Source organism: Cryobacterium sp. TS_SC_7 (genome assembly GCF_056156285.1).
This window is the reverse complement of sequence record NZ_CM149589.1, coordinates 982,980-1,006,179: the sequence shown is the minus strand read 5'-3', so window position 1 is coordinate 1,006,179 and position 23,200 is coordinate 982,980. Positions and strand designations below refer to the sequence as shown.

At 68.7% G+C, this 23,200-nt stretch carries 17 protein-coding genes; 10 read left to right on the top strand and 7 right to left on the bottom strand.

Going from position 1 to position 23,200, the window contains the following annotated elements:
* Positions 1-15: 15 nt before the first annotated feature.
* Positions 16-1,638, bottom strand: coding sequence for a hypothetical protein (locus AC0J5J_RS04710; RefSeq protein WP_134425437.1), 1,623 nt, complete (start codon positions 1,636-1,638; stop codon positions 16-18).
* Positions 1,639-1,868: 230 nt separating this feature from the next.
* Between AC0J5J_RS04710 and AC0J5J_RS04705 the strand changes: the two genes are divergently transcribed.
* Both AC0J5J_RS04705 and AC0J5J_RS04700 read left to right on the top strand, forming a co-directional pair.
* Positions 1,869-3,680, top strand: coding sequence for a DUF8094 domain-containing protein (locus AC0J5J_RS04705; protein WP_474899754.1), 1,812 nt, complete (start codon positions 1,869-1,871; stop codon positions 3,678-3,680).
* Positions 3,677-4,654, top strand: coding sequence for a tetratricopeptide repeat protein (locus AC0J5J_RS04700; RefSeq protein ID WP_474899752.1), 978 nt, complete (start codon positions 3,677-3,679; stop codon positions 4,652-4,654). The genes AC0J5J_RS04705 and AC0J5J_RS04700 overlap by 4 nt, the downstream gene beginning before the upstream one ends.
* 94 nt (positions 4,655-4,748) lie before the next feature.
* Here AC0J5J_RS04700 and glgB read toward each other — a convergent pair whose 3' ends face one another.
* Together glgB and AC0J5J_RS04690 are read right to left on the bottom strand one after the other, a co-directional pair.
* Positions 4,749-6,965, bottom strand: a complete 2,217-nt coding sequence (gene glgB / locus AC0J5J_RS04695) for a 1,4-alpha-glucan branching protein GlgB (protein WP_134425434.1) — start codon at positions 6,963-6,965, stop codon at positions 4,749-4,751.
* Entirely contained in the window at positions 6,962-9,037 is a 2,076-nt protein-coding gene (locus tag AC0J5J_RS04690) for an alpha-1,4-glucan--maltose-1-phosphate maltosyltransferase (RefSeq protein ID WP_474899750.1), read from the bottom strand. The genes glgB and AC0J5J_RS04690 overlap by 4 nt, the downstream gene beginning before the upstream one ends.
* A gap of 77 nt (positions 9,038-9,114) precedes the next feature.
* Between AC0J5J_RS04690 and glgP the strand changes: the two genes are divergently transcribed.
* Positions 9,115-11,688 (top strand): alpha-glucan family phosphorylase, encoded by a 2,574-nt coding sequence (glgP, locus tag AC0J5J_RS04685; protein ID WP_134425433.1) that lies wholly within the window; start codon positions 9,115-9,117, stop codon positions 11,686-11,688.
* A gap of 57 nt (positions 11,689-11,745) precedes the next feature.
* On the opposite strand, the gene ybaK is transcribed toward glgP, so the two are convergent.
* The gene (gene ybaK / locus AC0J5J_RS04680; RefSeq protein WP_134425432.1) at positions 11,746-12,240 is read right to left on the bottom strand and encodes a Cys-tRNA(Pro) deacylase; all 495 of its coding nucleotides are present in this window, start codon (positions 12,238-12,240) and stop codon (positions 11,746-11,748) included.
* A gap of 2 nt (positions 12,241-12,242) precedes the next feature.
* Positions 12,243-14,285: a glycogen debranching protein GlgX gene (gene glgX, locus AC0J5J_RS04675; protein WP_474899749.1), complete on the bottom strand. Its 2,043-nt coding sequence runs from the start codon at positions 14,283-14,285 to the stop codon at positions 12,243-12,245.
* An 82-nt stretch (positions 14,286-14,367) separates the two neighbouring features.
* Between glgX and AC0J5J_RS04670 the strand changes: the two genes are divergently transcribed.
* The 5 genes from AC0J5J_RS04670 (at position 14,368) to ligA (ending at position 19,908) form a co-directional block, all read left to right on the top strand.
* Positions 14,368-15,552: a cysteine desulfurase family protein gene (locus AC0J5J_RS04670; RefSeq protein ID WP_474899747.1), complete on the top strand. Its 1,185-nt coding sequence runs from the start codon at positions 14,368-14,370 to the stop codon at positions 15,550-15,552.
* A gap of 66 nt (positions 15,553-15,618) precedes the next feature.
* On the top strand, positions 15,619-15,924 hold the full coding sequence (locus AC0J5J_RS04665; protein WP_474899745.1) for an ArsR/SmtB family transcription factor: 306 nt from the start codon (positions 15,619-15,621) through the stop codon (positions 15,922-15,924).
* Complete coding sequence (locus AC0J5J_RS04660) at positions 15,924-16,163, top strand: hypothetical protein (protein ID WP_134425428.1); 240 nt, start codon at positions 15,924-15,926, stop codon at positions 16,161-16,163. Before AC0J5J_RS04665 ends, AC0J5J_RS04660 begins: the two co-directional genes overlap by 1 nt.
* Positions 16,164-16,427: 264 nt before the next feature.
* Positions 16,428-17,624, top strand: coding sequence for a tRNA 2-thiouridine(34) synthase MnmA (gene mnmA, locus AC0J5J_RS04655; protein WP_174722426.1), 1,197 nt, complete (start codon positions 16,428-16,430; stop codon positions 17,622-17,624).
* Positions 17,617-19,908: an NAD-dependent DNA ligase LigA gene (ligA, locus tag AC0J5J_RS04650; protein WP_134425427.1), complete on the top strand. Its 2,292-nt coding sequence runs from the start codon at positions 17,617-17,619 to the stop codon at positions 19,906-19,908. The genes mnmA and ligA overlap by 8 nt, the downstream gene beginning before the upstream one ends.
* Before the next feature lies 1 nt (position 19,909).
* Here the strand turns inward: ligA and AC0J5J_RS04645 are convergent, their stop codons facing one another.
* Together AC0J5J_RS04645 and AC0J5J_RS04640 are read right to left on the bottom strand one after the other, a co-directional pair.
* Complete coding sequence (locus AC0J5J_RS04645; protein ID WP_474899743.1) at positions 19,910-20,704, bottom strand: alpha/beta fold hydrolase; 795 nt, start codon at positions 20,702-20,704, stop codon at positions 19,910-19,912.
* A complete protein-coding gene (locus AC0J5J_RS04640) occupies positions 20,701-21,246 on the bottom strand; it encodes a PadR family transcriptional regulator (RefSeq protein WP_134425425.1) in 546 nt (181 codons plus the stop codon). Before AC0J5J_RS04640 ends, AC0J5J_RS04645 begins: the two co-directional genes overlap by 4 nt.
* Before the next feature lie 262 nt (positions 21,247-21,508).
* Between AC0J5J_RS04640 and AC0J5J_RS04635 the strand changes: the two genes are divergently transcribed.
* Both AC0J5J_RS04635 and gatC read left to right on the top strand, forming a co-directional pair.
* Complete coding sequence (locus AC0J5J_RS04635) at positions 21,509-22,864, top strand: alpha/beta hydrolase (protein WP_474899742.1); 1,356 nt, start codon at positions 21,509-21,511, stop codon at positions 22,862-22,864.
* A 38-nt stretch (positions 22,865-22,902) separates the two neighbouring features.
* Entirely contained in the window at positions 22,903-23,199 is a 297-nt protein-coding gene (gene gatC / locus AC0J5J_RS04630; protein WP_166785559.1) for an Asp-tRNA(Asn)/Glu-tRNA(Gln) amidotransferase subunit GatC, read from the top strand.
* Position 23,200: the final 1 nt, after the last annotated feature.

Genomic DNA, 23,200 nt, shown 5'->3' with positions numbered 1-23,200 from the left:
TCCCCCCGGCTGGTGTCAGCGGTTGTCGTCGTCGCTGGCGGTGACGTTCTCCGCCTGCGTGAGCAGCCCGCGCAGGCTTTCGAAGTAGCCCGCAACAGCGTCGCGCTCAATCCTAATCTGGGACAGGCGCTCCTCGGCGTCCGCCACCAGCGCACGAGTGCGTGTTTCGGCTTCGCTCACGAGCGCGGTCGCGCGTGCCTCGGCGTCGCGAACGATGCGCTCGGAAGTCTCCTCCGCGGCCTTCTTGGACACCTTCGCCTCGTCCCTGGCGGATGCGTCGAGCTGGTCGTTCAGTGCGCGGAGCTCCACCGTGCGCTGGTTCGTCTCGGCCAGCTGGCGGGTGGCGTCGCTGACGAATTTCTGAGTCTGGGCGACGGCTTCCTGGTGCCGGGCCAGCTGGCCCTGCTCGGCCTCGTCCCGACGGGCCTTCAACTCCACGTCCAGGTCGGCGCGGGTTTGGTCGATCTCCCGCTTGAGCTTCGCGGCCTCGTGCTCGCCGCGCTTGCGGGCGGCCGTCAGGTGGTTCTCCAGATCGATGCGGAGCTGCTCGCTATCGGCGGCGAAGTCGGCCCGGGTCTGCTCATGGTCACGGCCGAGGTCGGCCCGGGACTGCTCGATCTCTGCGACGAGATCGACGCGTGCCTTCTCGATCTCGCGGGCGAGGTCTGCCCGCTGGCGTTCGAGGTCGCGGGCCAGCTCGGTCTGTGCCTGTTCGCGCTCGTTCTCCAGTTCGGCTCGAGACTGCTCGATTTCCCGGTCGAGGTCGGTTCGGGCCTGCTCGATCTCGATGGCCAGATCGGTGTTCGCCAGCTCGGTCTCGTGGGCGAGATCGATGCGGGCCTGCTCGGTTTCCCGGGCCAGGTCGATGCGGTGCTGTTCGGTCTCGGCCGCCAGGTCGATGCGGGCCTGCTCGGTCTCCCGGGCCAGGTCGGCACGCTGCTGGTCGAGTTCGTGGGCGACCTCCGCACGGGTCAGCTCGGTCTCGCTGGTGAGGCCGGCAGCGACCTCTCGGGCCTCGGTCGCCTCACGCTGGGCCACCACCCGCATCTCGGCGGCCTCGCGTTCGGCTTCGGAGCGAATCGCGGCCACCTCCCGTTTGACGGTGGCACGCAACTCGGCGGCTTCGGTAGCCACCGCGCCGCGGATCGCGGCGGCTTCGTGCACGGCGTCCCCGGTCAGGGTGGTGGAGTCGTCGTGGGCGCGGGCGAGCAGGTCGTCGGCCTCGGCGAGGGCATCGTCGAGAATGCGCCCGGCCTTCACCGCGGCATCCGACAGTGCCCGTTCGGCCGCTTCCTTGCCCTCCCGGCGGAGCGTCTGCACTTCGCTGGCAGCCGAAGCGCGCAACCGCTCGGCGTCGATGTCAGCCTGGGCGATCACGCGCGTCGACTGCTCCTCGGCGACGCGCAGGGTGTTCTCGAGCTTGGTGCCGAGGCCGGAGAAAGTGGGGCTGCCCACTTCCTCGATTTCCGCGTTCAGGTCGTCGATGTGCGTGTTGAGGCGCTTGATCTCCTTGTTCGCCTCGGTGCCCTGAGTGTTCGCCTGAATCAGCTCGCGGCGCAGACCCTGAATGGTCTTGTCGACCTCGTCACGGTCGTATCCACGGAATACCTGGGTGAAATCGGCTTCTTCGTTCGCCACGCTGTCTCCTCAAAATGGGGCTCTGACCCCTGTTTACGGACTTACACGGGGAGCCTCCATAATTTTAGTCTGTTGCGGAGGGCATGGCGCGTCCCAACTTGAAGGTCTATTAGGTGCCTCTCAGGGGCATCCAGTATCGTGAAACGTCCTGTCTGTTGCTGATCCGGCCCGAATCCGGGTCGTGCGCGCCTGAGCGCGTGATGAGCGGCCGGCGACACAGGAGGGTTGACGTGCGTTTTCTTCTTGCCATTGCGGCATTCGTCCTTGCGGCGGCGATGATAGTTCTCGGAATCGCCCAGCGGACCATTTTTCTCGAGCCGGCCTCGGTGAGCCTCAGCGCCACCGTGGCCGACGATGCCCGATTCGCCGTCGTTGAGCCCAGTGCGCTCAACGCCCGCCCGGGCAGCCAGACGATCACCATCAGCGGATCCGACACGGTCTTCATGGCCTACGGCCGCACCGACGACGTGAAGGCGTGGCTCGGCGGCGAACCCTACGCCGACATCCGTCTGGCCAAGAACGCGGCGACGCTCAGCAGCAAGATCGTCGAGCCCGAAGCAGTGCCCGAATCCGACCCCGATGCGACCGACCCTGCAGCCGCGGCCGAGCCGGAGACGATCACCGACCCCGCGGGCTCCGACCTCTGGCTGGCGGAGTTCACGGCGGCGAACACGCTGACCACCACGGTGAAGGTTCCGGACGGCATTTCGATGATTGTCGCCTCCGACGGCACGGCCCCCGCGCCGACCGACGTCAGCCTGTCCTGGCCCACCGACAACTCCACTCCACTAGCCGGCCCGCTGATCGTGGGCGGCGGCGTCGTCGGCATGGTCGGCCTGATCCTCTACCTGCTCGCCCTGCTGCACCTGCGGCGATCACGTGGCCCGCGCCGCAACCTTCCCCGCGGCCCACGGATGCCCCGACTCCCGCGCGTTCCGCGCCCGAAGGCGATCAAGGCCAACCAGATCACCGGCTCGCGCAAGCCTCTCACCCGGTCCATGATCGCCGTTCCCGTGATCCTGGTCTCCGGCCTCGTGCTCAGCGGTTGCTCGGCCGACTTCTGGCCCCGGAGCATGTCTCCCGAGGCCGCGGTCAGTGCGACGCCTACTCCGACCGGAACCCCCGCACCGGCCCGGGACGTACCGCCGCCGGCCGTGACGGTGCCGCAGCTGGAACGCATCGTGACCGAGATCGCCACGCTGACGGCGGATGCCGATGCGAACCTCAACGCGGACACCATCGCCACCCGGTTCACCGGGCCCGCGCTGGAGAAGCGCCTGGCGAACTACAAGATCCGGGCCGCGGACCCGGCCATCGCAGGCCTGCCCACTCTGCCGTCGTCGTCCCTGCGGCTCACCCTGCCGCAGCAGTCGTCTACCTGGCCACGCGTCGTCATGACGGTGATCCAGGACGAGGCAGACCCCACCGCAGCGCCCACGGCCCTCGTGCTCCGGCAGGAGTCGCCACGTGCCGACTATCTGGTCGAGTACATGATCCAGCTCGAGGCGGCCGCAACGGTACCCAAGGTGGCTCCGGCTACCATCGGCGCCCCGGTCATCGCGCCGGACTCCACCTTCCTCCTGCTCTCACCCGACCAGGTCGCAGCGGCCTACGCGGACGTGCTCTCCCTGGGGGAGGCCAGCCCCTCCTACGCCCTGTTCGAAGCGGAAGGCGACAGCTTCCGCACCCAGGTCGCCGACCTGCAGACCTCGCGCAAGGAAAAGTTGCCGAGCACCGCGTCGATCGAGTTCACCGCCGCTGCCGGCACCGGTCGCACCGTGGCATTGGCGACCAATGACTCCGGCAGCATCGTCGCCGTGAGCCTGACCGAGTCCGAGACGGTCAAACCGGTGGATCCCGGGGCGACGGTCGGCACCGAAGGAGCCAGCAAGGCGCTCTCCGGCATCTCGGCCACGGCCAAGGGCATCACCAGCACGTACGGCGACCAGCTCTTGTTCCACGTGCCGGCCGCCGGTTCGAATGAAAAAATCGTCCTCCTTGGTTTCTCCCAGGGCCTGATCTCATCAACGGAGCTTCCATGAGTGTTGTCCCCCCATCCGGCATGAATCTGCGCGGAGCCGTCGACCTGTCCTCCCTGGTGAACCGTCCGGCCGCTCCCGCGGCCGGCGCACCGGCGGCGGCCGGCGCACCGGGTGCCCCTGCGGCAGGGCCCGTTGCGGTTCCCAGCCTCGTACTCGAGGGCACGGATGCGAACTTCGGCGAGATCCTGGAACTCTCGATGAGCGTTCCGGTCATCGTCGACCTCTGGGCCGAATGGTGTGAGCCGTGCAAGCAGCTCACGCCGATCCTGGAGAAGCTGGTCACGGAGTACGCCGGCCAGTTCGTGCTGGCCAAGGTCGACGTGGACTCGAATCCGCAGCTCACCCAGGCCTTCCAGGCGCAGTCCATCCCGACCGTGGCCGCGGTCATCGGCGGTCAGCCGGTGCAGCTCTTCAGCGGCGCGCTGCCCGAGGGCCAGGTGCGCGAGGTTCTGCACCGCGTCTTCGAGCTCGCGGCGCAGCACGGCGTCACCGGCACGGCTGTGCCACCCGACGCTGCTGAGGGTGAGGCCGTTGAGGCACCCGCCCCCGTCGAACCCGAGCTGCCGCCGCTGCACCAGGAGGCGTACGACGCCATCGAGCGCGGCGACTACGATGCCGCGATCGCTCTTTATAAGACCGCCCTGGCGCGGGACCCGCGGGACCAGATGGCCGTCGCCGGCCTGGCCCAGGTGAGCCTGCTGGCCCGGTTGAACGGCAAGACCATGGCCGAGATCCGCTCGGCCGCCGCTGCCGCTCCCGACGACGTGCAGGCGCAGCTCACGGTGGCCGACCTCGACCTCTCCGGCGGCCACATCGAGGACGCCTTCGACCGTCTGCTGGCTCTCTTCCCGTCGCAGGACCCGGCGGGGCGCAATGAGATCCGCCAGCGCATCCTGGAACTGTTCGAGGTCGTCGGCCAGGACGACCCGCGCGTGCCGCCCACGCGTTCTCGCCTCACCGCTCTGCTCTACTAAACCCGCAGAAGACTTCCGCGAGAGCGCAAAAATTGCCCCTTCGGCGTTACCGAAGGGGCAATTTTTGCGCTCTCGCGAGCGGAGGGTAAGCGGGTCAGCGCTGCAGGCGCAACCAGAGACCGGCCAGCGGGGGCAGCGTCAGCACGGCGGATGCCGGGCGTCCGCCCCACGGAACGTCGACCGCCGTCACGGCGCCCAGGTTTCCGACCCCGGAGCCGCCGAAGTCCTCGGCATCCGTGTTCAGGATCTCCTCCCAGACCCCGGCGAACGGCAGGCCGACCTGGTAGTCGGTGTGCGGTGCCCCGGAGAAGTTGAACAGGCAGGCGATGGGGTTGCCGTCGGCGTCCCAGCGCAGGAACGACACCACGTTCTGGGCGGCCGCACCGCCGTCGAGCAGTTCGAAGCCGCTCGGATCGTTGTCCAGCGACCACAGGCTCGGGTTGGCGCGGTACACCCGGTTGAGCTGGCCGACCAGGTTGAACAGGCCACGGTGGGCCGGCTGGTCGAGAGTCCACCAGTCCAGGCCGCGCGATTCGCTCCACTCAGAGCGCTGCCCGAATTCCTGGCCCATGAACAGCAACTGCTTGCCGGGGTGCGCCCACATGAAGGCGTAGTAGGCGCGCATGTTCGCCAACTGCTGCCAGGAGTCGCCGGGCATTTTGGCCACGAGCGAACCCTTGCCGTGCACGACCTCGTCGTGGCTGATCGGCAGCAGGAAGTTCTCGCTGAACGCGTAGACGAACGAGAACGTGATCTGGTTGTGGTGGTGCGCCCGGTACATCGGGTCGACCGCCATGTACTCCAGAGTGTCGTGCATCCAGCCCATATTCCACTTGAAGCCGAAACCGAGCCCGCCGGCACTCGTGGGCGCCGTCACCCCGCCCCAGTTGGTGGATTCCTCGGCGATCATGACCGTGCCGGGGTTGCGCTTGTACGCGGTGGCGGTGATCTCCTGCAGCAGGCTGATCGCCTCGAGGTTCTCGTTGCCGCCGTAGATGTTCGGCTCCCACTGACCGTCCTCGCGGGAGTAGTCCAGGTAGAGCATCGAGGCCACGGCGTCGACCCGCAGGCCGTCGATGTGGAACTCCTCGAGCCAGTACAGCGCGTTCGCGACCAGGAAGTTGCGCACCTGCTTCTGACCGAAGTCGAAGACGTAGGTGCCCCAGTCCATCTGTTCGCCGCGGCGCGGGTCCGGGTGCTCGTACAGCGCCTCGCCGTCGAAGCGGGCCAGGGCGAAGTCATCCTTCGGGAAGTGGCCGGGAACCCAGTCCATCAGCACGCCGATACCGGCCTGGTGCAGCCGGTCGATCAGGTAGCGCAGGTCGTCGGGGTGGCCGAACCGGCTCGTCGGCGCGTAGTAGCCGGTGACCTGGTAACCCCAGGAACCGCCGAACGGATGCTCGGTGAGCGGCATGAACTCCACGTGCGTGTAGGCCAGCTCGTGCAGGTACTCGATCAGCTGGTCGGCAAGGTCGCGGTAGCTGAGCCCCGGACGCCACGAGCCCACGTGCATCTCGTAGATGCTCATCGCCCGGTTGTGGGCGTCGGTGGCGGAGCGTTCGGTGAGCCAGCCGGCATCCGCCCACTCGTAGGCGGTCTCGCCGATCACGGACGCCGTCTTGGGCGGGATCTCGGTGTAGCGGGCCATCGGGTCGGCCTTGCGCACCCAGTCGCCCGCGCGGGTCTGCAACTCGAACTTGTAGTTGGAGCCCGCGGTCAGCCCGGGGACGAACAGCTCCCAGACCCCCGTGCTGCCCATGTTGCGCATGGAGTGTAGGATGCCGCTCCACTGGTTGAAGTCACCGATCACGCGTACGGCGCGCGCGTGGGGTGCCCACACGGCGAAGGACGTGCCGGAGGACGTGCCGAGCGGGCCGGCGGCGGGCCGGTAGTGGGCGCCGAGCACGTCCCAGAGGCGCTCGTGGCGTCCCTCGCCGATCAGGTGCAGGTCCAGCTCCCCGAGGGTGGGTCCGTAGCGATACGGGTCGTCCACGATCCAGGTGGGGGCGTCGCTGTACCGGGCCTCAAGCTGGTAGTCCTGCAGGCCGAGCGTGCTGACGCCCTGCCAGATGCCGTGGCCCAGGTGGGACATCTCCACGTGCGCGCCCGTGGGCAGCACAGCGAACACCTCGGTTGCGAGCGGCCGGAGGGCACGGATGACGGTGAGCGGGTCGGTCACGCCGGCCTCGCCGAGCAGGTGCTGGCCGAGCACCTCGTGGGGGTTGTAGTAGCTGCCGGCACCGACCGCTTCCAGGACGTGCTCCGGAACGACGGGCAGCGCGTTCACAGGCTGCCCCTTCGCGTGCTTCATTGTGTGAGTCCCTTCACGTGCAGGATGTGCACCGGTTCGGTGAATGCGTCGAGACGCACGAAGTTGTCGGCGGACCATGTCCAGACGGCGCCGGTGATCAGGTCTTCCACCACGAACGAGGAGCCGCGGGGGAGACCGAACCGGGTGACGTCCAGGTGCACGACCGTCTGGCGCACGGAGTGCGGGTCCACGTTGGCCACGATGATCAGCGCGTCGGCCTGTCCGGTGCCGGTGAACGGCGCGTCGAGGAACTTGCTGTAGACGAGGATTCCGTCGTCTTCGCTGCTGTGGATGTCGAGGTTGCGCAACTGCCCGAGAGCCGGGTGCTCGGAACGGATGCGGTTGAGCCGCGTGAGGTAGGGAGCCAGGGAAGCACCGGCGGCCTCGGCGGCGGCGAAGTCGCGCGGACGGTACTGGTACTTCTCGTTGTCGATGTTCTCCTCGGCGCCGGGGCGGGCCACGCTCTCGAACAGGTCGAAGCCCGCGTAGACACCCCAGGTCGGCGCCGCGGTGGCTGCGAGGGCAGCCCGGATCTTGAACGCCGCGGGACCACCGAACTGCAGGTACTCGGAGAGGATGTCGGGCGTGTTCACGAACAGGTTCGGCCGCAGGAAGTCGGCGGTCTCGTGGGCGAGACCCTCGAAGAACTCGGACAGCTCTTCCTTCGTGTTGCGCCAGGTGAAGTACGTGTACGACTGCTGGAACCCGACCTTGCCCAGCCCCTGCAGCAGAGCGGGACGCGTGAAGGCCTCGGCGAGGAAGAACACATCCGGGAATTCGGCGTTGATCTCGCGGATCAGCCACTCCCAGAAGTCGAGCGGTTTGGTGTGCGGATTGTCGACCCGGAAGATGCTGACGCCCAGGCCGATCCAGTGGCGCACGATGCGCAGAACCTCGGCCCGGATGCCCAGGGGGTCGTTGTCGAAGTTCACCGGGTAGATGTCCTGGTACTTCTTCGGCGGGTTCTCGGCGTAGGCGATCGACCCGTCCGGCAGGGTGGTGAACCATTCGGGGTGCTCGGTGACCCAGGGGTGGTCGGGAGACGCCTGCAGGGCCAGGTCGAGGGCGATTTCGAGCCCGTTGTCGCGGGCGGCCGCGAGGAAGAACGAGAAGTCGTCCACGGTGCCCAGGTCCGGGTGGATGGCGTCGTGCCCGCCGTCCGCCGACCCGATCGCCCAGGGCGAGCCCGGGTCGTTCGGTCCGGCGTTGAGCGTGTTGTTGGGACCCTTGCGGAAGGACCGGCCGATCGGGTGGATCGGCGGCAGGTACAGCACGTCGAAGCCCATGGCGGCAACGGCAGGCAGCCGGTCGGCGGCCGTGCGGAAGGTGCCGCTCTGCCAGGAACCGTCGACGCGCTTCACGGCGCCCTCGGAGCGCGGGAAGAACTCGTACCAGGAGCCGACGCCGGCGCGGGTGCGTTCGACCAGCACGGTGCGGGGCTCCGAGACGGACTCCAGCCCGGCCATCGGGCGCACGGCGGCCGCGGCGTTCAACTTCGGGTCGGCGAGCAGCGCGAAGCGGGTGGCGACGGACGTGGCCGGGTCGGCCAGGGTCTTGGCGGCCGCGGTGAATGCGCGACGCTCGGCGAGAGGCCGGCTCTTGTCGGCGCTTTCGCGCGTGAGGAGAGCGGAACCGATCAGGAACGTGAGTTCCACGTCGACCTCGGCCGGGATCTTCAGCGCCGCGTTGTGGCGCCAGGTGGCCCAGTCGTCGGCGTAGGCGCGCACGCGGTAGGTCCAGCGGCCCTGGGCGCCGAGGGTGACGAGCGTCTCCCAGCGGTCGGTGCCCAGGGCGCCTGGGGACATCGGATGCTGGGACTCGGTTCCATCCGGAGCGGTCAGCAGCAGCATGGCGCCGATGAGATCGTGTCCCTCGCGGAACGCCGTGGCCGCGAACGGTACCGCTTCGCCCACGAACGCTTTCGCGGGCCACAGATTGTCGTTCAGCTGCGGGGAGAGATCGAGGATCGGTATCCGGCCGATCCGGGGCTCGACCGGGACTGTCGTCTGGAGTTCCTGAACCGCGCCGGGGGTTTCAGGAGCCGCGCCTGTGCGTTTTACTGTCTTAGCCACGTATCGACCGTAGCGGATTCTGGGTCCAAAGCTCGTGCTACTACCTGCGCGACGCGTCGCGCCCCTAGGCTGGTCTCGTGAAAGCGATCCGCAAATTTACAGTCCGCACCGTGCTGCCCGAGTCGCTCGCCGCGCTCGACGAGCTTGCCGGTAACCTGCGCTGGTCCTGGCATGAGCCGACCCGTCAGTTGTTCGAGCACATCGCCCCCGAATTGTGGCGTGAGACCGGGACCGATCCCGTCGCGTTGCTGGGGGCCGTCGACACGGCCCGCCTCGAAGCGCTGGCGCAGGACGACGGTTACGTGGCCTGGGCGAACTCCACCCGGGACGAATTGCGCGAATACCTCGAGAAGCCCCGCTGGTACCAGGGACTGGAGGGCGACAAGCCCGCATCCATCGCCTACTTCTCGCCGGAGTTCGGCATCGCCGCCGCCCTCCCGCAGTACTCGGGCGGACTCGGCATCCTGGCGGGGGACCACCTGAAGAGCGCCTCCGACCTCGGCGTGCCGCTGGTGGGCGTCGGACTGTTCTACCGGGCCGGCTACTTCAGCCAGGCGATCTCGCCCGACGGCTGGCAGCTGGAGAGCTACCCGTTGCTCGACCCCGACGGTCTGCCGCTGTCGGTGCTGCGCCGGGCCGACGGCTCGCCCGTGCAGGTTTCGCTGGCGCTGCCCGACGACCGCACGCTGCACGCGCGGGTCTGGCAGGCCATGGTCGGGCGCATCCGTCTGTTGATGCTCGACACCGACATCCCGGAGAACACCGACGACCTGCGCCTGGTCACCGACCGCCTGTACGGCGGCGGCGGCGAGCACCGCCTGTTGCAGGAGCTGCTGCTCGGCATCGGTGGCGCGCGCGCCGTGAAGTTGTGGAGCAGCCTGAACGGGCAGGCCGACCCGGAGGTGTTCCACACCAATGAGGGGCACGCCGGGTTCCTCGGCCTCGAGCGCATTTCCAGCCTGATCGGCGAGGGGCTCAGCTTCTCGGAGGCGCTGCAGGTGGCCCGTGCCGGAACCGTGTTCACGACCCACACGCCCGTCGCCGCCGGCATCGACCGCTTCGACCGCAGCCTGGTGCGGCGCTACTTCGAGACCGACCTGCTGCCGGGCGTCGCTGTCGACGACCTCCTCGCCCTCGGTGCGGAGAGCTTCGAGGACGGCAACCCGGACGTCTTCAACATGGCCCTGATGGGGCTGCGGCTGGGACAGCGCGCCAATGGTGTCTCGAAGTTGCACGGTCAGGTCAGCCGGGTCATGTTCAAGGGCCTCTGGCCGGGGTTCGACGCCGACGACGTTCCGATCGCCTCGATCACGAACGGTGTGCACGCCCCCACCTGGACCGACCCGGCCCTGCTCGCCCTCGCGCAGAGCCGGTTGGGCACCAGCGACACGTCCGAGGCGGATTGGGCGTCGCCCGCCGTGTCCGACACGGACCTGTGGCAGGTGCGCGGCCAGATGCGCCTGCAGTTCGTCGAGGACGCCCGCCGCCGCATCGCCGCCGCCTGGGAGGTTCAGAATCCAGGCGGCATCGTGCCCTCCTGGATCGGGCGGGTCTTCGATCCGAACGTGCTCACGATCGGCTTCGCCCGTCGCGTTCCGACGTATAAGCGCCTGACGCTGATGCTGCACGACCCCGAGCGTCTGCGCGCGCTGCTGCTGCACTCGGAGCACCCGATCCAGATCGTGATCGCAGGCAAGTCACACCCGGCCGACGAGGAGGGCAAGCGCCTCATCCAGCGCATCGTGCAGTTCGCGGCCGACCCGGCGCTCCGCACCAAGATCGCGTTCCTGCCCGACTACAACATCGGGATGGCCCAGCTGATGTACCCGGGCACGGATGTGTGGCTGAACAACCCGCTGCGCCCGCTGGAGGCCTGCGGCACCTCCGGGATGAAGGCGGCCCTGAACGGCGCCCTCAACCTGTCCATCCTCGACGGTTGGTGGCCGGAATACTACGACGGCAACAACGGCTGGGCGATCCCGACCGCGGACGCCGCTGGTGACGCCGCCGAACGCGACCGGCTCGAGGCCGACGCGCTGTACGAGCTGATCGAGCACCAGGTCGCACCGAAGTTCTACGATCGCAACGCCGATGGGGTACCCGAACGGTGGGTCTCCTCCATCCGGCAGACCCTCGCGAAGCTCTCACCCGAGCTGAACGCCGGTCGGATGGTACGCCAGTATGTGACCGAGCTGTACCGGCCTGCCGGCAAGGCGGAGGCCCGTCTGTCCGAGAACAACTACCGGGCCGCCCGGGAACTGGCCACCTGGAAGGGGCGGATCGTGTCGGCGTGGCCCGGCGTAGCCGTGGCCCACGTCGAATCCGGCGGCGTCGCCCCGGTGCCGCAGGTCGGCGACGAGCTGCACCTGCGCGCGCACGTGCAGTTGAACGGTCTCTCGCCCGAGGACGTCACCGTCGAGGTGGTCTACGGGAAGAGCCTCGTCAACGACGACCTGACCGATGTCAGCACCATGCCGCTGACGGCGGAACCGACCGTGCCAGGCCTGACGGATGCCGGTACGCCGACCCTGTTCACCGGCACGATCGAACTCGACCGAGGCGGCGCATTCGGCTACTCGGTGCGGGTCGTGCCGCGTAACGAGCTCCTGGTCAGCCCCGCCGAAATGGGCCTGATCGCCGTCGCCGGCTAGCGCTGTTTCCACACCGAGGAAGCGCCTTCGTTTCGACGAAGGCGCTTCCTCGGTGGATCAGGGGCGGGCGATCGCCGCGAAGACCGCTGAGGCGGCCCGGGCCAGGTCGGCCGGCGTGAGCTCGATGTCGAAGCCGCGGCGCCCGCCGGAGACGAACACGGTGTCGAACGTCAGGGCGCTCTCGTCGACCACGGTCGTGAGCCTGCTCTTCTGCCCGATCGGGCTGATGCCGCCCACCACGTAACCGGTTTTGCGCTCGGCGAGCGACGGGTCGGCCATCACGGCCTTCTTCGCGCCCACGGCGGCGGCCAGCGCCTTGAGGTCGAGCTGGCCCGTGACCGGTACGACGCCGACGACCAGCCGGCCGTCGACATCCGTCAGCAGGGTCTTGAACACCCGGCCCGCGTCGACGTCGAGCTTCTCCGCCGCTTCCAGGCCGAAGCTCGTCGACGACGCCTCGTGCGCGTAGGCGTGCGGGGTAAAGGGTATTCCGGCGCGCACTAACGCCACCGTCGCCGGCGTGCCGGCGCTGCCCTCCACCCGTCTGGCCACCGTCAGTGCGCGCGGAGCAGTTGCATCGACGCGGCCGGAACGAGGAACTGGTCGCCGGGGGCGTGCTCGATGACCGCGTCGCTCAGGTCGTCGTGGCTGGAGTCCCAGAGCAGCGAGTACGACGTGACGCCCGTGTGCACGGGCAGCGTCACCGTCACCTCTTCCTCCCGGCCCTGCACGATCAGCAGGATGCGGTTGAACTCCTCGTGCTCCGGGGTGCTCGCCGCCAGGTACTGCAGGGTGCGCTCCTTGGACGAGTGCCAGTCGTCCTCGGACATGGACCGGCCCTCCACGTTGTACCAGTCCATCTCGCTGGCACTGAGTGTCGTCTCGCCGGGGCGTCCGAACCGCACCGGGCGCAGCGCCGGGTTTTCACGGCGCAGCTGGAGCAGACGCCGGGTCACCCGATGCAGGTCTTCCTGCCAGTCGTCGAGGTCCCAGTTCAGCCAGGTGAGCTCGCTGTCGTGGCAGTAGGCGTTGTTGTTGCCCCGCTGGCTGCGCCCGAATTCGTCGCCCGCGGTGATCATCGGCACGCCGGCCGAGAGCAGCAGGGTGGCGAGGAGGTTGCGCATGGCCTTGCGCCGGGCGGTCAGGATGTCCCGGTTGCGGGTCGGGCCCTCCGCGCCGTGGTTGAACGAGTTGTTCGAGTCGGTGCCGTCCCGGTTCGACTCGCCGTTGCCCACGTTGTGCTTGACGTTGTACGACGTCAGGTCGGCGATGGTGAAACCGTCGTGGGCGGTGATGAAGTTGAGCGAGGCGAGCGGGCCGCGCTCGCGGGAGAACGTGTTCGCCGAACCGGCCAGGCGGGTCGCGAAGCGTCCGATGCCGCTGCCGGGGTGTCCGTCGCGGGCAGCCGCGAGGTCGGTCAGCCAGAACGAGCGCATGCGGTCGCGGTAGCGGTCGTTCCACTCGGTCCACCCGTCGGGGAAGTTGCCGGTCTGCCAGCCGCCCATCCCCACGTCCCAGGGTTCGGCGATGAGCTTGACCCTGGAGAGTTCCGGGTCGGCCTGGATTTCGGCGAGCAGTGTGCTGTCCCGCTGGAATTCGACGTTTTCGTCACGGGCGAGGGTGGCGGCCAGGTCGAAGCGGAAGCCGTCGATCTGCACCTCATTCGCCCAGTAGCGCAGCGAGTCGAGCACGAGGCGCCGGGGAACGTCGTGGGAGACGTTCAGCGTGTTGCCGCAGCCTGTCACGTCGATGTAGCCGCCGGCACTGTTCTGCCGGTAATAGGCGGCGTTGTCGATGCCGCGCAGGCTGCTGACCGGGCCGTTCGGACCCTCCTCGGCGGTGTGGTTGTAGACCACGTCGAGGATGACCTCGAGGCCGGCTTCGTGCAACAGCTTGACCATGCCCTTGAACTCCCGGAGCACCGCCTCGGGACCGGCAGCCTGGGACGCCTGGGTGGCGTAGTCGGCGTGCGGGGAGAAGAAATTGAAGGTGTTGTATCCCCAGTAATTGGTCAGGCCCTGCTTGATCAGGCGCTGCTCGGACACGAACGCCTGCACCGGGAGCAGCTCGATCGAGGTCACGCCGAGGTTCTTCAAATAGTCGATCGTCGACTCGTGGGCCAGCCCCGCATAGGTGCCGCGCAGGTGCGCGGGCACCGAGGGGCTGAGGTTGGTCAGGCCACGCACGTGGGCCTCGTAGACCACCGTGTGGTCCAGGGCGATCCTCGGCTTGACCGAACCGGCCCAGTCGAACTCGCCGTCGACGACCGCGGACTGCCACTGGTCGGGGCCGACCCGCACGAGTCCCCGGGAATACGGCTCGATCAGTGTTTTCTCGGGGTGGAAGGAGTTGCGGGGTGCGGTCGGGCCGGAGACCCGGATTCCGTAGCGGCGTCCGGGGGAGAGGGTGCGGGACCGACCGGTCCAGACGCCGTGCTCATCCTTGACCATGGGGACGGTCTTGATGATCCAATTGGGATCGGTGGCGTCGAAGATGCACAGGTCGATGGCGTCGGCGGTCTCCGACCACACGCGGAGTTCGCCGCCGTGGGTCGTGACACGCACGCCGAGGTTGCGCAGGGGATCAGGCGGTGTCATGCGTTCTAGAGTAATGAGTGCGGAAGCAGAGTTTTACCACGGTGGGACTCGCCGGAATCGAGCGAGCGCGGAAGGAAGTCAGATGGCTGTCTATCTGGACCATGCGGCCACCACACCCATGCTGCCCGACGCCATTGAGGCCTATGTGCGGGCGCTGGCCGTGGTGGGCAACCCCGCATCCGTCCACAGCCAGGGGCAGAACGCGAAACGGATGCTCGAGGAGGCCCGCGAGCAGGTCGCCGCCAGCCTCGGCTGCGACCCGATCGAAGTGGTCTTCACCGGCGGCGGCACCGAGGCGATCAACCTCGGCATCAAGGGGCTGTTCTGGGCCAGGCAGCCGCGCAACCGCATCCTCGTGCCCGGCGGGGAACACCATGCCACCATGGACACCGTCGAGTGGCTCGAACACCATGAGGGCGCCGTGGTCGAGTGGCTGCCGCTGGACGCGCTCGGCCGGATCGACCTGGCCGCGGTGGCAGCCGCCATCGCCGCGAACCCCGACGACGTGGCCCTCGTCACACTGCTCAGCGCCAACAATGAGGTCGGCACCCTGCAGCCCGTCGCCGAGGTCGCCGCGCTCGCCGCGGCCCACGGCATCCCCGTGCACGTGGACGCGGTGGCGGCCTACGGGCATGTCCCGATCGACTTCCAGGCACTCAGCCGGGCCGGCGTGGCCGCGCTCAGCGTCTCGGCGCACAAGATCGGCGGCCCGGTGGGGATCGGTGCGCTCGCGCTCTCCCGCCGGGCGACGGTCGAGCCGCTGCTGCACGGCGGCGGCCAACAGCGCCAGGTGCGTAGTGGCACCCAGGACGTCGCGGCGGCCGTGGCGTTCGCGGTCGCGGCGAACACCCTGCAGGATCTGTCGGTGGAGAACGCCCGGGTCGCCGCGCTGCGCGAGCGCCTCGTCACCGGGGCCTGCGCATCCGTGCCCTCGGTCGTGGTGAACGGCGACCCGAACCCGGCGAACCGCCTGCCCGGCACCGCCCACTTCAGCTTCCCGGGGTGCGAGGGAGACTCGCTTCTCTTCCTTCTCGACGTGGCCGGCATCTCGGTGTCCACGGGCTCCGCCTGCCAGGCGGGCGTGCCGGAGCCCTCGCATGTGCTCCGGGCCATGGGCCGGAGTGAGGTGGAGGCACGCGGTGCCCTGCGGATCACCCTCGGGCGCACCAGCACAACGGCCGACGTCGACGCCCTGCTCGCCGCGCTTCCCTCCGCGCATGCCCGGGCGGCCAAGGCCGGCCTGGCAGATCGGGTCCCGGGGCGCTAGACATTTGATCCCGACACCTGTAAGTTATTTCTAACAGGTAGAGGATGCGCGGGGGAGGCGAAGGCTATGTCGGTCGACGACGAGATCGCCCGGCTCGCGGCCCTCGCCAACCCGCACCGGTTCAGAATCATCGCCCTGCTCGCGGAGGAGTCCCTCCACGTCAGCGAGCTCGCCCGCCGGCTGGGGATGTCCCGGGCCCTGCTGTACATGCACCTCCAACGTCTCGAGGCGGCCGGTTACGTCACCGGGCATCTCGAACTCTCCGACGACGGCAAGGCCCTGAAGTTCTTCGAGGTCGTTCCGTTCGAGGTCACCACCAACGTCGCAAGCATCGCTGCGGCGGTCGCAGCCGACACAGAAAGCACACACTGATGGACAACATTCCCTGGTTCGCCTGGATCGCCATTGTCGGTATCATCGCCGGCGTCACCTCGAGCATCGTCGCGGCCGTGCTGCGGTCGCGTGAGAAGCAGGCGGAGTTCGCCGGTGCGGCGGACCTCCACGGCCTCGTCGAACAGGGCACCGCGAGCAACCAGGCCGTGCTCGACCGGCTCGACCTGCTGGACATCCGTCTCGCCGCGATCGAGCGCACCCTGACCGACATCCCCTGACCCTGGCTCGAGGAAGCGGTCGCACGCAGTTGCCCGTTGCGCGGGTGCTGCGCCGCTTCGCGCCGGGCACGCCATGCGCGCAACGGCGCAGCACCCGCACACAGGTGACGCGCGTGAGAGTGCCCGTTCCGGTCGAGAGCGACCGCTGCGGCGGGCACTCTCGACCGGAACGGGCACCCTCGTGTAAGTCCCCGCCCTCACCGACTCGAGGGAGCATGCCTCGCCCGCGTTGGCCAATCCGCCCGGCCCGATTACACTCGACGGGTGAAGGTTTTGGCAGCAATGAGCGGTGGGGTCGACTCCGCCGTCGCCGCAGCCCGCATGGTCGAGGCGGGACACGAGGTGGTCGGGGTTCACCTGGCTCTCAGCCGGATGCCTGGCACCCTGCGCACCGGCAGTCGAGGTTGCTGCACCGTCGAGGATTCGATGGATGCCCAGCGCGCCGCCAACATCATCGGCATTCCCTACTATGTCTGGGATTTCTCCGAACGCTTCAAGCTCGACGTGGTCGACGACTTCATCGCCGAATACGCCGCCGGCCGCACCCCCAACCCCTGCATGCGCTGCAACGAGCGCATCAAGTTCGCCGCCCTCCTCGAGAAGGCCCTCGACCTCGGTTTCGATGCCGTCGCCACCGGCCACTACGCCACGATCGTGACGGATGCCGACGGCAATCGCGAGCTGCACCGCGCCAGCGCCTGGGCCAAGGACCAGTCCTACGTGCTGGGCGTCCTCACCCAGGAGCAGCTGGCGCACTCGATGTTCCCGCTGGGCGCCACACCGTCCAAGGCCGAGGTGCGCGCCGAGGCCGCCGAACGCGGTTTCTCGGTGGCGAACAAGCCCGACTCCTACGACATCTGCTTCATCCCCGACGGCGACACCCGGGGCTGGCTGGCCGAGCGGGTCGCGCCGGCGACCGGGGACATCCTGGACCGTGACGGCAACACCCTCGGCCGGCACGAGGGTGCGGCCGCGTTCACCGTCGGGCAGCGCAAGGGACTGCAGATCGGCACCCCCGCTGCCGACGGCAAGCCCCGGTTCGTGCTCGAGGTGCGCCCGATCTCCAACACGGTCGTGGTGGGGCCGAAAGAGGCCCTCGCGATCGGGGAGATCGCCGGCACGAAGTTCACCTGGTGCGGCGTCGCCCCCGCACACCCGGAGATCGCCTTCGACTGCCACGTGCAGATCCGCGCGCATGCCGACCCGGTACCTGCCGTGGCGCAGGTGGTTGCGGTTTCGGCCGACTCCACCGCCGAGACCAGCGCCAGCCACGGGACCGGTACCGGCACCGAACTCGTGATCACTCCGGCCGAGCCGCTGACCGGAGTTGCCCCCGGGCAGACCGCCGTTGTGTACCTCGGCACCCGCGTGCTCGGCCAGTGCACGATCGACCGCACGGTCAGCGCCGTCGAATCGGCCGAAGACAGCACGATCGACAGCGCCGTCACCGTCGATGCGTGACGCCGAGCAGGATTCCACTGCGGCCGCTGCCCTGCACACCGCCGCCGCTGAGGTCGGCGACCTGACTCAGCGCATCCTGGAAGCCCGCGACGCGTACTACGACCGCAACGAGGTCGTCATCTCCGATGCTGAGTACGACGAGCTGGTGGGCCGTCTCGCCGATTTCGAGCGTGAGTTTCCCGAGCTGGCCAGCCAGGACAGCCCCACCCAGACCGTGGGTGGCCGGGCCGAGACCAGCCTGTTCGACCCGGTGACGCACGCCGAGCGCATGCTCAGCCTCGACAACGTGTTCTCGATCGGCGAATTCGCACTCTGGGCCGCGAAGGTCGAACGCGACGCCGCGCGGCCCGTGCACTATCTCTGTGAGCTGAAGATCGACGGGCTCGCGATCAACCTCCGCTACGAGCACGGGGTGCTGGTCAGCGCCGCCACCCGCGGCGACGGCGTCGTCGGCGAGGACGTCACGGAGAATGTCGCCTGGGTGCCCGGCATCCCGGGAAAACTCGAGGGTACCGGACACCCCGATCTGATGGAGGTGCGCGGCGAGGTCTTCTTCCCGGTTGCCGCCTTCCTCGAGCTCAACGCCGCACAGGTCGCCGCCGGCGAACGTGTGTTCGCGAACCCCCGCAACGCCGCGGCCGGCTCCCTGCGCCAGAAGGCGGAGGGCAAGGCCCCGGAACCACTCCGCCTGATGCGGGCCCGGCTCGGCCGGCTCCGGATGCTGGTACACGGCATCGGTGCGTGGGCCAGCCCGCCGGTCGCAGCCCAATCCGGCGTCTACGACCTGTTGCACGGCTGGGGTCTGCCCACCAGCTCCTACTTCCGGGTGAAACCGTCCGCGGCGCTCGCGGCGGAGTTCATCGAGTACTACGGCGAGCACCGGGCCAGCGTGGACCACGAGATCGACGGCATCGTGATCAAGGTCGACGAGTTGGCACTGCATGCCGAGCTCGGCGCCACCAGTCGCGCGCCGCGGTGGGCGATCGCGTACAAGTACCCGCCGGAGCAGGTCAACACGAAGCTGCTCGACATCGTCGTCAGCGTGGGCCGCACCGGTCGCGCCACCCCGTTCGCCGTGATGCGCAAGGTCCGCGTCGCCGGTTCCGAGGTGCGCCAGGCCACTCTGCACAATCAGGACGTGGTCAAGGCCAAGGGCATCCTGATCGGCGACACCGTCGTGTTGCGCAAGGCCGGCGACGTCATCCCCGAGGTGCTCGGCCCGGTGCTCGAACTGCGGGACGGCACCGAATTCGCGTTCATCATGCCGGCGGACTGCCCGGAGTGCGGCACGCCGCTCGCCCCCGCCAAAGAGGGCGACATCGACCTGCGCTGCCCGAACGCGCGCAGCTGCCCGGCGCAGGTGCGCGGCCGGGTCGAGCACATCGGATCCCGCGGCGCCCTCGACATCGAGGTGCTCGGCGAGGTCGCCGCCGCTGCCCTGACCCAGCCCACCCGTCCAGCCGAGCCGCCCCTTCCCACCGAAGCCGGCCTGTTCGACCTCACCCTCGATGACCTGCTGCCGATCGAGGTCATCGTGCGCGACGCCGAGACCGGGCTGGCCAAGGAGGAGGAGGACGGCTCCGTGCGGTTGCGCACGCCGTTCCGGCGCAACCCCACGGCCGCCGAGAAGAAGCAGGGTGTGGCGGGCGCGCAGCCATCGTCCAGTGCCCTCAAGCTGCTGCGCGAGATCGATCTGGCGAAGACCAAGCCGCTCTGGCGGCTCCTGGTGGCCCTGAACATCCGTCACGTCGGGCCGGTGGCGGCGCGTGCCCTGGCCGGACACTTCGGCTCGATCGACCTGATCCGGGCCGCATCGCGCGAGGAGCTCGCGCAGGTCGACGGTGTGGGTGGCATCATCGCCGACGCGATCCTCGCCTGGTTCGAGGTGGACTGGCACCGGGACATCGTTGAGCAGTGGACCCGGGCCGGCGTTCAGTTCACGACCCCGGGACATCCCGGTCCGGGAGCCGCGGCCGCCGCCGGGGGAGTGCTGGCCGGCCTCACGGTCGTGGCGACCGGGTCGATCGAGGGCTACACCCGTGAAGAGGCGCAGGAAGCGATCATCTCCGCGGGTGGCAAATCGGCCTCGAGCGTGTCCAAGAACACCGACTTCGTCGCCGCGGGGCCGGGTGCCGGGTCGAAGCTCGCCAAGGCCGAGACGCTCGGCCTGCGCATCCTCGACGCAGCCCAGTTCCGTCTGCTCGTCACCGAGGGTCCGGCCGCGCTGGCCGAGACGTCCGCGGAGACGTCCGCGGAGACGACCGTGGAGACCGACCCGGCCTGATTCAGTCGGTCTCCGGGGTCGGCACCTCGGATCTGTCCACCCAGCCGAGCACCATCCGGGTGAACAGGTCCGCGTTCTCGATGCTCCAGACGTGGTGCATGCCGGGGGCGATCCAGGTTCGCGTCTGCGGCAGGTGGGAGACCAGCAGGGGGAAGCTGTCCCGAACGAGGTGCGACTCCCTCTCGCCCGCGACCGCCAGCAGCGGGCCGTGGTAGCCGCCGAGACCCTCCGGGGCGCCGCCGCGGTTCACGTCGTCGAACACGCGCCGGGCGTTGTCGGCGCGCAGGCTCAGCCCGTGCTCGACGAACAGGTCGACCGCGTCGGCGGGCAGGCCGAAGGCCTTCGCCTGGGCTCGCCAGTACCAGGGTCGGTCCCAGAGCGGCAGTTGCAGGGAGTTCAGGAACCGGGCCAGGCCGTGCACGCCGGTGAGCGGAACGCCGGAGACCAGGCACGAGCGCAGCAGGGCCGGGTGCCGGGCCATGACGTGGGTGGCGACCAGACCACCCAGGGATAGCCCCACCAGGTGGGCCCGGCCGCCGCGCGCGTGGGCGGCGATGATGCCGGCCACATCGTCCGCGGCCTGACCGAGGGAACGCCAGTCCTCGCCGGCCCGAGTGCCGAACCCCGGCAGATCCGGGGTCAGCAGGTGTCGACCCTGCAGACCCTCGACCTGGGGCTGCCAGGACCAGGACGCGACATTTCCGCCGTGCAGGAACACGATGGTGTCGGTCCCGGCGGCATCAGCCCCGTGTTCGAGGGGATAGCGGGCCTCCGGGGTGGAGCGTGCGTCGCTCATGCGAGTGCCTCCGTCGTCTCGGTGAGCCAGGCGAGTTCCGCTTCGGCATGCAGGATGCCGTTCCGCAGGGTCGCGAGGCGCAGTCCGTGCCCGAGGTCGTCCTCGGCGCGGTGGCCGGCTTCCCGCCGGGCCTGTTCCTGTTCGATCACGGAGTGCAGTCCGGCCAGCAGGGCGGTGGCCTGACTGTGGCGTGCGTCGAGCACCGCACGCGTGGCCGGTATGCCCAGTGCGCCGACGAAGAACAGCCGCATCAGGAACGTGTCGTGCGGCGTTTCCGGTTCCAGTGGTGAGCGCAGCCACTCGGCCAGGGACGCGCGCCCGGCCGGCGTGATGTGGTGTTCGCGCCGGTCGGGGCGCCCCTCCTGTGGGATGACCAGGGCCTCGGCGAGACCGTCGGTCACCAGTGCCGCCAGCGTGCGGTAGATCTGGGACTGGTCGGCCGACCAGAAATGGGCGACGGATGCCTCGATGCTCTTTTTGAGGTCGTACCCGGTCATCGGGGTGAGGTCCAGGATGCCCAGCAGAGCCATTTTCAACGTCATGCGTATATAAGATCACACCTATAGCAGATCAAGCAAGTATCAATTGTGGTGCTTGTGCCCCCCCGATCGGGGGTTGTGCATCCCCGCTATGGGGGCACGAGCGTGCCGTGCGTTTCAGTAGTCTGGAGGGGCAACGCTTGTCTTTTTGAGGTCGAGCTGATCGCTGCTCGGTGTTCGTGAGGGGACGTACCCAGGTTTGCTGTTGGAAGCGGCGGTTCTGACTGTCTCTCTGGCTCTCAATGGAGTCAGTGAGACCTTTGAAGTGCACGCTCTCAGCAACGCCGTCCAGGGCCAACCGGTGCCGAACCGGGGTGCCGAACCTGCCGCCGCGGACCCGCTCTGGCTGAACCTGTCGGCGCGCGCCGGCACGTCGGTCGGGGTGCCTGCTGCCGGCGACCCGATGGTGTCCGCGCAACCGATCGCCTCCGGCCGGCAGTCCGCCACGGTCGTCACTGCGGAATCCGTGCGTCGGATGACCGGTACGAGTCTTCTGGTCGGCCTGTCCGGCCTGTCGGTCGCCGACCTGTCTGCTTTCGTCGGGCAGTCACCGGGTCAGCTGGACTCCCTGCTCGCTTCGCCGCCGGCAGCATCCGAGGTTGCGGGCCTGTGGAACGAGCTGAGCGGAGCCGAACGGTCATCGCTGCTGGCCGCCGCCCCGAAACTGGTCGGCAATCTGGAGGGCGTGCCCTTTCGCGAGCGGGGCCGTGCCAATTCCCGCTACCTCACGCAGAGTCTCGCCTCCGTCACCCAGAGACTCGCCGAAGCCACCGACGACGCCGAGCGCGCGGAGCTCAGCCGTGAACTCGACGTGCTGACCCAGGTCAAGGCGGCCCTGCGCACTCCCGCCGGAGCGCCCCGTCGTTCCCTGATCCTCCTCGACCCGTCGGGTGGCGGTCGGGCCGCGATCGCCCTCGGTAATCCGGACAGTGCCGATTTCATCAGCTATCTCGTGCCCGGCATGAACTACGGCGTCGAGCCGCAGATGGTCAACTGGACCGATACGGCCGACGCGGTCTACGCCGAGCAGACCCGGGTGCTGCAGGAGCAGGCGAACGCGGCCGGGCAGGGAGCGACCCGGTCGACCGTGGCCACCATCGCCTGGATCGGCTACGAGGCACCGGACCTGTTCAATGTGGGGGGAACGGGTCTGGCGGAAGCCGGTGCGGACTTCCTGGAGCAGTCCGTTCTCGGTATCGAGGCGGACCGCGGCTCGCGCAAGCCCTTCGTCTCCCTCGTCGCCCACTCCTATGGGTCGACCGTGGCGCTCACGGCCCTGGCCCGGGGCACGTTCGGGGTGGACGCGCTCGTGCTCGTGGGTTCCCCGGGCAGTCAGGTGCAGTCCGTGGACAGCCTGAACGTGGCCCGGCGGAACGTCTATGTGGGCAGTGCGGATTGGGACCCGACCGTGAACAGCGCGTTCTTCGGCAGCGATCCCGGTGCGAAATCCTACGGGGCGAACACCCTCGGCGTCTCCGGATCGTACGACCGGAGCACCGGTGACTGGCTGACCGGATCGGTCGGCCACAATGCCTATTTCGATCTCGGCAGCGAGTCCCTGCACAACATGGCGCTGATCGGCACGGGCAACGCGGATCTTGTCACCGACGGCTCCGAATAGAATTGGGGAATCCACCCCCGACGATCGTACGGAGCAACATGTCTGAAATCACGGCCGAGCAGGTTGCCCATTTGGCAAACCTTGCGCGGATCGACCTCAGCTCTGAGGAGATCACCCGCCTCACCTCGGAACTCGGCCAGATCGTTGACTCGGTCGCCAAGGTAGCCGAAGTGGCCACGCCGGACGTGCCGGCGACGAGCCACCCGATGCCGCTGACCAACGTCTTCCGCGCCGACACGGTCGTTCCCTCGCTCACGGTCGAACAGGCCCTTTCCGGGGCTCCCGACAGGGACGGCGACAAGTTCCGCGTGCCCGCAATCCTGGACGAGGAGTAAC